Genomic DNA, 13,320 nt, shown 5'->3' with positions numbered 1-13,320 from the left:
TGAACCGCAAAATCAATAGCGGTAGTGGTCCGGCTTGAAGGGACCGTCTACGGGAACCCCCAGATAGTCAGCCTGGACCTGGGTCAGCGTTCCCAGCTTCACACCCAGCCGGGCCAGGTGGAGACGCGCCACCTCTTCATCCAGTTTTTTCGGCAGGGTATAGACCTTCTTTTCATATGCGCCGGAGGCCAGTTCAATCTGGGCCAGGCACTGGTTGGTAAAACTGTTGCTCATGACAAAGCTGGGGTGACCGGTGGCACATCCCAGGTTCACCAGCCGCCCTTCGGCAAGGATAAGGATGGACCGTCCGGATTTGAGGGTCCATTTGTCCACCTGGGGCTTGATGGGTGTTTTTTTGCAGTCGGCGCTTTTTTCCAGATAACCCATCTCGATCTCGTTGTCGAAATGACCGATATTGCAGACGATGGCTTCGTCCTTCATCTGCTCCATGTGCGCGCCGGTGATCACCTGGTAGCAACCGGTGGCCGACACGAAGATATCACCCTGGGACGCGGCATCTTCCATGGTGGTCACCTCGAAGCCCTCCATGGCCGCCTGCAGGGCACAGATGGGATCGATCTCCGTAACCAGGACACGGGCACCGTAACCGCGCATGGAATGGGCACAGCCTTTGCCCACATCACCGTATCCGCAGACCACCACCACCTTGCCGGCCATCATGACATCCGTGGCCCGCTTGATGCCGTCGGCCAGGGACTCACGGCAGCCGTACAGATTGTCGAATTTGGATTTGGTGACCGAATCGTTGACGTTGAAGGCGGGAAAAAGCAGGTCGCCGCTCTGGGCCAGCTGGTAAAGCCGATGAACACCGGTGGTGGTCTCTTCGGAAACCCCCCTGATGGATCGGGCGATTCGGGTCCAGAACCCGTGTTCCTTTCCGGTACCGGGTTCCAGACGGGCCATCAACAGGCGCATGTCGTCGGAATCGTAGGTTTTTTCCAGCAGGGACGGGTCTTTCTCCACTGCCACGCCCTGGTGGACGAACAGGGTGGCGTCACCGCCGTCATCCACGATCAGGTCCGGCCCGCTGCCGTCCGGCCAGATCAGCGCCTGTTCGGTGCACCACCAGTACTCCGCCAGATTTTCCCCTTTCCAGGCAAAGACGGCGGCGGACCCTTTACGGGCGATGGCCGCGGCCGCATGATCCTGGGTGGAAAAAATATTGCACGAAGCCCAGCGGACGTCAGCACCGAGAATCTTGAGGGTATCGATAAGCATGGCGGTCTGGATGGTCATATGCAGACTGCCGGTCACCTTCAGCCCCTTGAGCGGTTCACGCGGCCCGTATTTTTCCCGAACGGCCATCAGGCCGGGCATTTCGTTTTCCGCCAGCTGCATCTCCTTGTCGCCAAAGTCGGCCAGGGCCAGGTCGGCAACCTTATAGGGCAGGGCCGGATCGTAAGCCGCTGGGCCATCAATCGCCACAACGTTTTCGGCACGTGTCATCGCTGTTCCTCCATAAATGAGGGGGGCCGTCGGCCCCCTTGGTTTTAAATGGTAATATTAATCCATGTTGGGTCGATTACAAGCCCGCCTTTTCACGGATAATGTCGGCCATATTGGTCTGCTCCCAGGAAAATTCCGGCTCGGTCCTTCCGAAATGGCCGTAGGCAGCGGTGCTCCTATAGATGGGGCGCAGCAGGTCGAGGTATTCGATGATGGCCGCGGGCCGGAGGTCGAAGACCTCCTTGACGATTTCCTCCACCCGTTCCTTGGGCACCTTTCCCGTGTGCATGAGGTCGATCATCACCGATACCGGTTCGGCCACGCCGATGGCGTAGGCGATCTGGACTTCACATTTTCTTGCCAGGCCGGCCGCCACAATATTCTTGGCCACATGCCGCCCCATGTAGGAGGCGCTGCGATCCACCTTGGAGGGATCCTTGCCGGAAAAACACCCGCCGCCATGGCTTCCCTGACCGCCGTAAGTATCGACGATAATCTTGCGTCCGGTAACCCCGCAGTCGCCCATGGGACCGCCCACCACGAAACGCCCGGTGGGATTGATAAAATAGCGGGTATCACCGTCGATCATATCGGCGGGAATGACTTTTTTGATGACCTCTTCGATGATCGCTTCCCGTAAATTTTCATGGGTCACATCGGGTTTGTGCTGGCTCGAAACCACAATGGTGTCCACCCGCTTGGGCTGGCCGTCCTCGTATTCGATGGTCACCTGGGATTTTCCGTCGGGCCGCAGAAAGTCAATGGCCCCGTTTTTGCGCACCTGGGTCAGACGCCGTGTCAGCTTGTGGGCGTACATGATGGGCATGGGCATCAGTTCCGGCGTTTCATCGGTGGCAAATCCGAACATCAGCCCCTGGTCTCCGGCCCCCTGGTCCTTGTACAACCCCTCGCCGGTGTTGACTCCCTGGGCAATGTCCGGGCTCTGGTGGTCGATGCTGGTGATGACCGAACAGGTGCGCCAGTCAAATCCCATCTGTGAGGAATGGTAGCCGATGTCCCTGATGGTGTCCCGGACGATCTGGGGCATGTCCACGTAGCATTCGGTCGTGATCTCCCCGGCGATAAAGGCCAGGCCGGTAGTGACCAGGGTCTCACAGGCCACGCGGCAGCGGGTGTCCTGGCCCATGATGGCATCTAATATCGAATCGGAAATGGCATCGGCCACTTTATCCGGATGGCCTTCGGTAACGGATTCGGAGGTAAACAGAAATCGGTTGGTCATGGGTGGTCTCCTTCTTTCCATAAAGAATAACCCGCGTTGAATCACGGGGTGAGTATCATGTTGTCGATGAGTCGTGCGGCTCCAATTTTAACTGCCAGGGCCATCAGTGCCGGGCCGTTGATCACCGGCATGTCGTCAAGGGTCCGGGGGTCGCAAACGGTGATATAGTCAATGTGCGCTTCCGGATGGGCGCTGATACGTGAAGTCGCGGAACGGATAATGGTATCGGCATCCGTCTCGCCGTCCGCGACCGCCTGCCGGGCGGCCTTGAGTGCCCGATAAAGGCATCTGGCGGATCGTCGCTGATCGGCGCTGAGATACATATTCCGCGAACTCATGGCAACCCCGTCGGCTTCCCGGACAATGGGCGCGCCCACAATATCGATGCCCATATCCAGATCCCGGACCATCTGGCGGATAATGGCCAGTTGCTGGAAATCCTTTTCGCCGAATATGGCCACCTGGGGCATGACGATACCCAGCAGTTTGGCAACCACCGTTGCCACGCCGTCAAAATGGCCCGGACGCGAAAGGCCGCATAAGTGGTTGGGCAGAACCTTCAGTGATACCGTCGTTTGGAAGCCATGGGGATAAATCTGCTGGACATCGGGCATAAAAACCGCATCCACACCGGTGCGGCGGGTCATCTCCAGATCGCGGGCCTCGTCTCTGGGATAGGCGGACAGGTCTTCGTTGGGACCAAACTGGGTCGGGTTGACGAAGATACTGGCCACCACATGGTCGGCCAGGGCGTTGCCTTTTTCCATCAGGGAGAGGTGTCCCTGGTGTAAAAATCCCATGGTCGGTACCAGGGCGATGGTCTTTCCCGAACGGTGCAGGCCGGATGAAAAAGCGCGCATCCGGCTGATGGTGCGAAAAATATGAATGACAATTTCCTTTTATTACCGTTGGCCGCCGATGCCGAATCGACCTGTGCCCCGTGCATTTCAATGAAAGCCGGGCAATACGATCGGGCAGGCCAGAAATAGAGCAAATGTCAAAAAATGTCAATAATGACATCGTTTTATAAAAAAGCAAAGCCGGAACCCGGCTTTGCTTGGGGACAATGACGATTCATGCCGCCGGCTGACGGTTTCCCTATGACAGCAAGCGTTTGAAATCCTTTGAGATCGATCAGATCGGGAGCGAGGCCGCCTTTTTTTCCACCAGCTTGCAGACCATGTCCCGGGCTGCTTCGAGATCCAGCCGCCCCATATTCAGCACCATATGGTATAGGTGTGGATTCTCAAAGTCGCTTTTACCCAGCCGCTTGAACAGGTTCACCCGCCGGCGGTCTTCGTTGGCCACCATCCGTTCGGCCTTCTTGCGGGGCATGTCATAGCGCTCCATCATGAACTTGACCCGGTTTTCAAATTCATCCACCAGCATGATGTGGACGGCATCGGGATGGTCGTTGAGGATATACTGGCTCCCCCGCCCCAGTATCACCACGTCGCCTTCATCCGCGAACTGGGCAATAATCAGCACCAGGTAATCGAGATAGATCTGTTCGTCCAGATAGCCGCGCTCATCGGCGAGCACCCGGTCCAGCCACCGCTTGGAGACCATACTGGAAATCATTCTGGACAGCTTGCTGCCGGCCTCTTTTTCAAAGGATTCGACCCAGTTGGTGGAGACATTGGCCTCTTTGGCCACGCGCTGGATGATGTCACTGTCGGCAAAGGTGTAACCCAGGGATTCGGAAACCATTTTGCCAAGGGTGATACCGCCTGCGCCGAACTGCCTCGAAATGGTGATGACCGCCATAGGTGCCTCCTCAATCTCGTTGCGGGTTAGAATCGTTTTCCACTGCTGCTCCGGCCGTTACCCCTCTTTGGGGGGAATGAGCAGGACCGGAAAAATCGACTGTTCCGCCAGTCCTTTGCTGATACTCGTCCCCCAGCGCTCCTTCCACAGGCTTTTGCGCGGAGAGCCGGCAATGATCATGGATGACTGGCATTCCCGTGCCGCCTTGTCGATCTCCGAAACCGTATCCCCGATATAGACATGGGATTTGGCCATGATGCCGTCATCTTCCAGGTCGTCACACAGGACCTCCAGTTTCCTGCGGTTTTCCTTGCGGGTTTTCTGGATGCCCATGGCAGACGTTTCCTTTAAATCCCTCTCACTGGCCACATGGACCACATCGACCTCCCGAATCACGGCCTTCAGCGATTTCAGATAATCGATGGCCCGCCGGCTGGCGTCGGACCAGTTGGTGGCCAGCAGCGGTTTTTCAAAAGGATTTTCCGCAAGCGGTCCCTTGCGCGACAGGTATTTGTAGACCAGCACGGGGGTCGCGGACCGGTGAACGATCTCGGTGATGTCGGAGCCGGAGTAGAGCTGTTCGATACGCCCTTTCTTCTCCGGACTCAGGACGATAAGGTCCACCGACTCCTTCTCGGCGGCCTGGATCACCTGGCCGGCGAAGCTCCCGACGACAATGTAGACCCCCACCTCCATACCCTGCTCGAAAAGGGTTTCCGCCCAGTCGATGAACCGGATGTTGGCTTTCTCCCGGAGCCTGATTTCAGCGCTTTTCTCGTAGCCTTTGCCCCGCCGCATGGCCACCTTGTCCCGCTCGATGACATTCAGGAACACCACGTGGTTCAGGGCGGCCTTCTTCAGGTCCATCAGAGACTGCAACGCATCGAAACGGAGCTTGTCGAACCGGGTGACAAACAGTAGTTTTTTTATCTCCATGGTATCCTATCCTTGCCCGCCGTATCGATCATTCCAGTTCCCGACCGAGCGGATGCTATCCCAAAAACTTCTTGATTTCCGCGGCCAGTTCGTCCGGCTCCACCGGTTTTTCAAGATAGTTTTCCGGCTCGGGCACCGGCTTGTCACCGAATTCCGTAAGCGCCTTTTGCGAACGCAGAAAGGTTCGCTTGGCCACCCCGGAAAGGATGATCACGGGAATTTTCATCAGGGTTTTATCGGACTTGAGTTCCCGATAGAGCCGTATACCGCTCTGTTTGGGCATCAACACATCCAGGACAACCAGGTCCGGTGGGTCTTTACGGATGATCTTCAACCCTTCCTCACCATTTGCCGCCTCCACGGGCGTGTGGCCGCTCTCTTCCACGACCGTCGTGTTAAACAATCGCACATCCGGGTCGTCGTCAACGATCAACACTTTTTTACTCATCTTATCCCTCCTTGAAGGTTTACCCCGATATTGAAACCCATCATGGGCCGGTCGTTTGGGCCAGGCTGAGCGCGTCCGGCAACTGGGCGGGAAACCTCAGGATGAACGCGGTCCCCTCGCCTTCCGTGGAGACGACATCGATGGTCCCCTTGTGCTCTTCCACCAATTTGGCCGTCACCAGCAACCCGAGCCCGGTCCCCTTCACCCCCTTGGTACTGAAAAAAGATGAAAAAAGCTTGGACCGGACCTCCTCGGTCATGCCGCACCCGTTGTCTTTCACCTCGAAGCGAAGGTCACCGTCCGCTTCAATGCCGGTGACCACCGACACCCGGTGAGCTTTATCGACACCGGGATCAAAGATACACGCATCGATGGCATTTGTCACCAGATTCATCAAACAGCGGTGGGCGGTGCGCGGGTCCATGTAAAACGGTTTCATTTCATCGGAAAACTGTTTAACGAGCGCCACATCGTTATCCAGGGCAACGGTGTTGAGCAACTCACAGACATCGTCGGCGATATCATTGGGATTGCAGCGCTCGTACTCGGGCTCCCGCTCCTTGGAATAGGAGAGCAGGTCCATCACCAGGTCTGAGGTCCGGGTGATGTTGCGCTGAATCATCTCCCAGCCGTTTTTCAATTTTTCGGTGTTGTCCCGGGACAGCCCGACATCAACCAGATAGCTGCCGCCCTTGAAACCATGCAGGATATTTTTGATGCAGTGGGCCATGCCGGCAACGGTCTGGCCGACAGCCGCCAATCGCTCGCTGTTCACCAGATCCCGCTCCAGCCGCTTGATCTCACGCAGGTCCTGAAAAAAAGCCACGGTGCCCATCATTTTTCTCTTTTCCCGCAGGACCGACCCGGAGAATCTGACCGGGATCGACTCGCCGGTACTGGCCTTGATTTCGGTTTCCGCCCAGGGCGAGCGTTCATCGACATCCGCACCAAGCCCCGTCCGGGCAAGCGTCTCCTGCACCCATTGCGGCAAAAAATCCCTGGCATCTTTGTTCGGCACCACATCATCGGCGGAGTATCCGAAAATTCGCTCGGCAGCCGGGTTGAAGATGATCGTGTTCCAGTCATCGTCCGTGGCGATGATCCCGTCGTTGGCGCTTTTGATCAGTTTGGCCTGGAAATTGGATTTTCGGGTGATCTCCTCGTGCAGGAGTGCATTTTCAATGGTGGCCCCGATGCGGTTGCCCATCAGGTCCAGCAGGTGCAGTTCCTCCGAAGAGAACCGTTCGGTCTCCCTTTCGATGCGCATGACACCGAGCCCCTTGGTCTCCTTGGCGCTGATGGGAATATAGGCGAAGGTGGCCCCTTCCATTTCCGCCTCATTCGAAAAACGCCCCCGGTGGTCCCCCGCGTTATAGATGACGGGCTTGTCGGTACGGGACACCTTGCGGATAATTTCCCCTTCCGATTCGGGCCCGGCCTGGCCGTATCCCGGATCCGCATAACAGGTGTTGAAATAGCGCAGGTCGAACCGCCCCCCCGCTTCAGCCATGTACAGACAGACACTTTCCGCCTTCATGAAATCACGGATTTCCAACACGGCGCCTTCGATGCGCTTTTGCAGGGTCAACGGCGCGTTGAGGGCGGTGTAGATGGAACACAAGGTGGTCAGTTCCAGGTTGCGCCGGCGCTGCTCATCCTCGGCCTGTTTGGCCGCCGTGGTGTCCAGGAGGGTTTCGATGGCCCCCACCACGGTGCCGTCGGCCGCCTTGATGGGGGCCGCGGTGAACCAGCACCATCTGCCGCCGGCGCCCAGTCTGGGGAAAAAGACCTCGGCCTCGTACCCACCGTCGATAAGGGCCGATTTTTTCCACTTGCCGCCATACAGGTCCCACATCTCCTGGTCGCTCTTCTGGTCCAGAATGAGGTCGGCCATGGCCGGGCGCTCGCTGTTCCAGAAGGGCGCCCACTGGCGGTTGGTTCCCACCATCTCTGACGAGGGATGGCCGGTAAGGTTCTCCAGGGCCTGGTTCCAGTGCGTAATCGTATGGTCCCGGTTTAATACGAAGGTCGGAATGGTGCTGCCCTGGATGATCTGGGAGAGGGTACGCTGGTTCTCCTCCAGTTTGCGGGTGTATTGCCGGCGGTCTGATTCGGCCCTTTTTTTGTCCGTGGTGTCCCACAGGGTTTCGATGGCTCCCACCACGGTGCCGTCGGCAGCCTTGATGGGGGCCGCGGTAAACCAGCACCACTTGCCCCCATTGCCCAGTTTTGGGAAAAAGACCTCCGCTTCGTAGGCACCGTCGATCAAGTCCGATTTTTTCCATTTGCCGCCGTAAAGCTCCCAGACATCCTGGTCGCTCTTCTGGTCGAGGATCACATCGGCCATGGTAGACCGCTCACTGTCCCAGAAAGGGGCCCACTGGTGGTTGGTGCCGACCATCTGGGATGCCGGGTACCCGGTCAGCTGTTCCACGGCCCGGTTCCAATGGGTAACCACATGATCCTGGTTGAGAACGAAAGTGGGAATGGTGCTGCCTTGAATGATCTGGGACAATGCCCGCCGGCTCTCTTCTACCTCTCGGGTATACCGCCTTCGCTGGGCCTCGGCCTCTTTTTTCTCCGTGGTGTCCCAGAAGGTCTCTATGGCGCCGATAACACTGCCGTCGGTGGCCCGGATCGGTGCGGCGGTAAAAAAGAGCCACTTGCCCCCCTGTCCCAGTTTGGGAAAAAAAACTTCCGCCTCGTAGGCACCGTCGATCAAGTCCGATTTTTTCCACTTGCCGCCGTAAAGCTCCCAGAGTTCCGGTTCGCTGCGCTGGTCCAGAATGACGTCGGCCATGGTGGGCCGTTCTTTGTCCCAGAAGGGAACCCACTGGTGGCGGGTGCCCACCATCTTCATGGACGAGAAGCCGCTCAACCTTTCCAAGGCATGATTCCAGTTGGTGATAACGTGCTCCTCATTGAGGATGAAGGTGGGAATGGTGCTGCCCTGGATAATCTGGGTGAGCCGGTTCTCGCTCTCTTCGATCCGGATGAGATCCCGGCGGCGTTCGGCCTCGATCCGTTTTTTGTCCGTGGTGTCCCACAGTGTTTCGATGGCACCCACCACGGTGCCGTCCGAGGACTTTATGGGAGCGGCGGTAAAGATCAGCCATCGGCCGTTATCCCCTAAATGTTCGAAAAACTCTTCGGCCTCATAGGCCCCTTCGACCAGGGTTGACGGTCGCCATCTGGCCCCGTAATACTGGCTGATTTCACCGGTCTCCAGCTGGTCGAGAATCACGTCGGCCATAATGGGGCGCGCTTTTTTTCGGAACGGTTTCCAGTGGTGGCTGGTTCCCACGATTTCGTTGGCGGCATAGCCGGTGAGCTGTTCCAGAGCGTGGTTCCAATGGGTCACGATGTGGTTCCGGTTGATGACGAACGTGGGTGTCGTGCTTCCCTGAATGATCTGGGAAAGGGCCTGCTCGGTCTCCTCCAGTTCCTTGACATACCGGCGGCTTTCCGTTTCCGCCCGCTTGTTTTCCGTGGTATCCCAAAATGTCTCGATGGCCCCGACGACAGTGCCATCCGATGTTTTCAAGGGTGTTGCCGTAAACCAGCACCATCGCCCCGCTTTGCCCAGCTTGGGAAAAAAAACCTCGGCCTCGTAGGCGTCTTCGACGAGGGTCGATTTTCGCCAATACTCGCCATAAAGCCCGCCAAGCTCGGCTTCACTGTGCTCTTCCATGATCACGTCGGCCATGGTGGGCCGTTCGCTCTCCCAAAAGGGTTCCCACTGGTGCCGGGTACCCACCATCCTGGCTGCGGGGAAGCCGGTCAGCCGCTCCAGGGCATGGTTCCAGTGCGTGATCACGTGATCCCGGTTGAGCACAAAGGTGGGAATGGTGCTGCCCTGGATAATCTGGGAAAGCGTTCTTTCACTCTCTTCGATCCGGCGGGTATAATTGCGGCGTTCAACTTCGGCCAGCCGGTTTTCGGTATTGTCCCAGAGCGTTTCGATGGCGCCGATGATGGTACCGTCCGACGCCTTGATGGGCGCGGCCGTAAAAAAAAGCCACCGGCCGCCGTCGCCTAAATGCCCGAAAAACTCCTCGGCCTCATAGCCCCCGTCCACCAGCGTGGACGGCTGCCATTTGGAGCCATAGTAGTGGTTGATTTCGCCGGTTTCCAGCTGGTCAAGAATCACGTCGGCCATGATCGGCCGTTCTTTTTTCCGGAAAGGTTTCCAGTGATCCCGGGTGCCGACCATATCGTTGGCACGGTAGCCGGTAAGAACTTCTGCGGCATGGTTCCAGTGGGTCACCACATGGTCGCGGTTGATGACAAAGGTGGGAATGGTGCTGCCCTGGATAATCTGGGAAAGGGATTTCTCCTTTTCGTAGAGTTCCGTTTCGATCTGCTTGAACCGGCGGTTGCGCTGCATCACGATATCCGCGGCTTTTCGAAAGCATTGATGAATTCTATCCTTGACGGTCTCGACGGTAACCGTTTCGGTGCCGAGGGAATCCAGGGCCTCCTGCCGGATGGTTTCCAGCTGCAGCAGGTCCCACAAAAACCGGGAATCCTGGTGGTCGATCAGCTCGACCGCCGCCGGCTTGGCCTGTGATATGATGTGGGCCAGGTCGAGATCCCATGTGACCTCGATGATGGTCTCCAGTCCTTCCAGCCGACAAATTTCACGGTAGTCACTGCACGTGTGGATACCCAGAGACCGGGCATAGTTCATACCCACTGCTTGATCGTTGAGGTCGGCGACGCCCAGAACCTCCGGATGCCGGCCCTTGAAACCATCACCCAGCAGGTGCCGGAGCAGTTTGTCGCAGAACCGGCCTCCGCCGACGATGGCAATTTTGGCATTTTCAACTTTACGGATCATGGAAACCTTGGTCGAAACACTTTTCTTTTTTTATTTCAAGGAATTAATAATACCGGCAGCTCACTCAACTCGGCGATCCGATGGGAAACGCCCCCCAGCCAATACTCACGGAACCAGTCTTTTCCGGTTCGACCCAAAACGATCATGGTGGCACCATAGTCCCTGGACATCCGGAGGATCTCTTCAACCGTGCGGCCCATGGCCAGATGGGGTTCACCCTGAATGCCGGCGTCCTCAATCTGACGGCAATAGGATTGGAGGCGCCTGTCACTTTCGTCCTCAAGGCGTTTGACTGCCGGCGGCTCCAGATTCTTCACGCGTCGGGCACCCAGTACATGGATGACGATAATTTTTTCCACCAGCCCCTTCAACGCCAGTGTTGCGCCGAGGGCCCGCCGGGAAGGTTCCGACCAGTCCGATGCCAGCAGCGGGCGTTTCCAGATTCCTTCGTTGGTGCGCATCTGGGACTCTCCCTGCCATTGGTACGGCACCATGTATTTGCCCATGAGCACCGGAACATTGCTGCGGCGCAGGATGTCGAGCACGTGGGTGCCCACATATATCTTTTCAAGGGTCGATCGTTTCTTGCGCCCCACAATGATCAGGTCGGCCCGTTCCGCCTTGGCCATGTCCAGAATCTGGGCATTGGTGGCCCCGACCACGACACGCTGGTGAAATTCCAATTGCGGGTCGTCGATGGTCCGGATCCAGTCCTCGAATTTGATTCGTGCCTCCTCGCGCATGCGTTTCAGGTCTTCCTTCAACATTCCGCCATATGGCACGAAAGCCACATCCTCCCGCGGAATCACGTGGGCCAGGACGACTTTTTTGAGTCCGGCCGCTTTCAATTCGAGAACGGTCTTCAGGGAGTTGAAGGCCAGCTCCCTGAACCGGGTGTGAAAAAGCAGGGTTTCGAATCGCATGGTCGATCTCCCGTCCCTAAAAGAAAATAAGGGTTACCACCGCAAACGTCGGCAACAGAAAAACAACGGTATATTTCAGGATATAACCGAAAAAACTGGGCATGGGCGTCCCGGCCTCCTCAGAAATGGAGCGAACCATGAAGTTGGGGGCATTGCCGATATAGCTGCAGGCACCGAAAAAAACCGCTCCGGCGGAGATGGCCTTCAGGTATAGGGCGTTTTCCGTCATCAGCAACGGAACCGCCTGGGATTCGGCCATCCCCGGATAGTGGCTGCCCAGGGCCGTATTGAAAAAGGTCAGATAGGTGGGCGCATTGTCCAGAAAACCGGAGAGGGCGCCGGTCACCCAGAAATAGTGGACCGGGGCCTTGACGGCATTGATCAAAAAGGCCAGCTGGCCGTTGGCACCTGCTTTGAGGATCAGCAGGCAGGGAATCATGGTGATGAAGATCCCCACGAACAGGTAAGCCACCTCGATGATGGGAAACCAGGTGAAGTCATTGTCTTCCCGGATTTCCACACGGGTGGTGGCCATGGAAAGGACCCCCATGGCAACCAGCAATCCATCCCGGACCCAGTCCTGGAGACCGCGGTGAACCCCCATCACATTGACCTGCCCCCAGTCTGCCATGCCGCTCATCAATACGGCGCCGATGATGCCGGCCAGAAAGATGAAATTATGGATCCCCTCCAGCCGCAGCGGCGTCTTCTCCGCCTCCTCCGCCGGGACGCGCCCGGTTTCCTTCCTGAAATGGTAAAGATCCAGGAAAAAATAGACCACCAGCAGAATTCCGGCCACCAGGAGCATGTGGGGAAGAATGTTAAACGTCCAGAAAAAGGAGACGCCATGCAAAAACCCCAGAAAAAGCGGCGGGTCTCCCAGCGGGGTCAGGGAACCGCCCACATTGGCGACCAGAAAAATAAAAAAAACCACCATGAATGTACGATTTTTTCGAAAATCGTTGGCCCGTAGAAAGGGACGGATCAGCAACATGGCCGCCCCTGTGGTTCCCATCCACGAAGCCAGCAGGGTCCCCAGCGTCAGGATGACCACGTTGACCACCGGTGTGCCCCGAAGCGATCCCTTCAAAAGGATGCCGCCGGATACGGTATACAGCGACCAGAGCAGAATGATAAAAGGCACGTAGTCGGCAAGAAGAATATGGATGATTTCATACAGGGCGGTGCCCTCGTAGGCATAAAGAAACGGTCCGGCCATCACCACCGCCCAGAATGCGGAGACCTTGCCGAAATGATGGTGCCAGAATTCCGGTGCCAGCAGAGGGAACAGGGCAATGGAAAGCAGCATGCAGGCGAAAGGGATGCAGCTCCACAGCGGCAGAACGGGTCCCAGTTCCTCATGACCGTGGTGCCCCCCCTGCTGAGCATCGCGGTGCCCCGCTTCCTCAAGATGGTCCCCTTTGGCGTTCGCGGCGGCGTGAGGCTGAATTTCATGATGGCCGGTCGACGTCTGCTGCGGATCGGCTGCCCACGACGCAGGCCCTTGAATGGAAGCGGCAAAAAATAGGACGACGGACCAATACAGGAGAAGGATCAGGCGTCTGCAGAGTATGCTCATGGGCTGTCTGGCCTCCCCGTTGTGAAACAGGGCCAATCCATCGATTGACCCGTGTCGATGAAATGATGGAAGTCGCTGGCTGAACCGATAGGAATCAATCGGGCATGGTCAGCCAGC

At 57.4% G+C, this 13,320-nt stretch carries 9 protein-coding genes; all 9 read right to left on the bottom strand.

Features of this window, described 5'->3' with window-relative positions; translation table 11 throughout:
• Positions 1-12: 12 nt before the first annotated feature.
• Positions 13-1,467 carry an adenosylhomocysteinase gene (gene ahcY, locus DSCA_RS22290; RefSeq protein ID WP_155318541.1) on the bottom strand — a complete coding sequence of 485 codons (1,455 nt, stop codon included), beginning with the start codon at positions 1,465-1,467 and terminating at the stop codon, positions 13-15.
• Between the two features lie 76 nt (positions 1,468-1,543).
• On the bottom strand, positions 1,544-2,710 hold the full coding sequence (gene metK / locus DSCA_RS22285) for a methionine adenosyltransferase (RefSeq protein WP_155318540.1): 1,167 nt from the start codon (positions 2,708-2,710) through the stop codon (positions 1,544-1,546).
• A 41-nt stretch (positions 2,711-2,751) separates the two neighbouring features.
• On the bottom strand, positions 2,752-3,591 hold the full coding sequence (panC, locus tag DSCA_RS22280) for a pantoate--beta-alanine ligase (RefSeq protein ID WP_331457172.1): 840 nt from the start codon (positions 3,589-3,591) through the stop codon (positions 2,752-2,754).
• Between the two features lie 253 nt (positions 3,592-3,844).
• Positions 3,845-4,477, bottom strand: a complete 633-nt coding sequence (locus tag DSCA_RS22275; protein ID WP_155318538.1) for a cytidylate kinase-like family protein — start codon at positions 4,475-4,477, stop codon at positions 3,845-3,847.
• Positions 4,478-4,534: 57 nt separating this feature from the next.
• Entirely contained in the window at positions 4,535-5,413 is an 879-nt protein-coding gene (locus DSCA_RS22270; RefSeq protein ID WP_155318537.1) for a universal stress protein, read from the bottom strand.
• Positions 5,414-5,468: 55 nt separating this feature from the next.
• A complete protein-coding gene (locus tag DSCA_RS22265; protein ID WP_155318536.1) occupies positions 5,469-5,861 on the bottom strand; it encodes a response regulator in 393 nt (130 codons plus the stop codon).
• A 40-nt stretch (positions 5,862-5,901) separates the two neighbouring features.
• Positions 5,902-10,701 carry a PAS domain S-box protein gene (locus DSCA_RS22260; RefSeq protein WP_155318535.1) on the bottom strand — a complete coding sequence of 1,600 codons (4,800 nt, stop codon included), beginning with the start codon at positions 10,699-10,701 and terminating at the stop codon, positions 5,902-5,904.
• A 35-nt stretch (positions 10,702-10,736) separates the two neighbouring features.
• Positions 10,737-11,624, bottom strand: coding sequence for a universal stress protein (locus DSCA_RS22255; protein ID WP_155318534.1), 888 nt, complete (start codon positions 11,622-11,624; stop codon positions 10,737-10,739).
• Positions 11,625-11,640: 16 nt separating this feature from the next.
• Positions 11,641-13,203: a sodium:proton antiporter gene (locus DSCA_RS22250; protein WP_155318533.1), complete on the bottom strand. Its 1,563-nt coding sequence runs from the start codon at positions 13,201-13,203 to the stop codon at positions 11,641-11,643.
• Positions 13,204-13,320 lie beyond the last annotated feature (117 nt).

It is taken from the genome of Desulfosarcina alkanivorans (assembly GCF_009688945.1).
Classification (GTDB): Bacteria; Desulfobacterota; Desulfobacteria; order Desulfobacterales; family Desulfosarcinaceae; genus Desulfosarcina; species Desulfosarcina alkanivorans.
Note: the sequence above shows the minus strand (reverse complement) of the source record. Positions and strands in the feature narration are given on the sequence as shown.

What these genes read in the sequence shown, in the direction of transcription:
- ahcY (WP_155318541.1), bottom strand. Translation starts at nt 1,467, where the DNA reads ATGACACGTGCCGAAAACGTTGTGGCGATTGATGGCCCAGCGGCTTAC.
- metK (WP_155318540.1), bottom strand. Translation starts at nt 2,710, where the DNA reads ATGACCAACCGATTTCTGTTTACCTCCGAATCCGTTACCGAAGGCCAT.
- DSCA_RS22275 (WP_155318538.1), bottom strand. Translation starts at nt 4,477, where the DNA reads ATGGCGGTCATCACCATTTCGAGGCAGTTCGGCGCAGGCGGTATCACC.
- DSCA_RS22270 (WP_155318537.1), bottom strand. Translation starts at nt 5,413, where the DNA reads ATGGAGATAAAAAAACTACTGTTTGTCACCCGGTTCGACAAGCTCCGT.
- DSCA_RS22265 (WP_155318536.1), bottom strand. Translation starts at nt 5,861, where the DNA reads ATGAGTAAAAAAGTGTTGATCGTTGACGACGACCCGGATGTGCGATTG.
- DSCA_RS22260 (WP_155318535.1), bottom strand. Translation starts at nt 10,701, where the DNA reads ATGATCCGTAAAGTTGAAAATGCCAAAATTGCCATCGTCGGCGGAGGC.
- DSCA_RS22255 (WP_155318534.1), bottom strand. Translation starts at nt 11,624, where the DNA reads ATGCGATTCGAAACCCTGCTTTTTCACACCCGGTTCAGGGAGCTGGCC.
- DSCA_RS22250 (WP_155318533.1), bottom strand. Translation starts at nt 13,203, where the DNA reads ATGAGCATACTCTGCAGACGCCTGATCCTTCTCCTGTATTGGTCCGTC.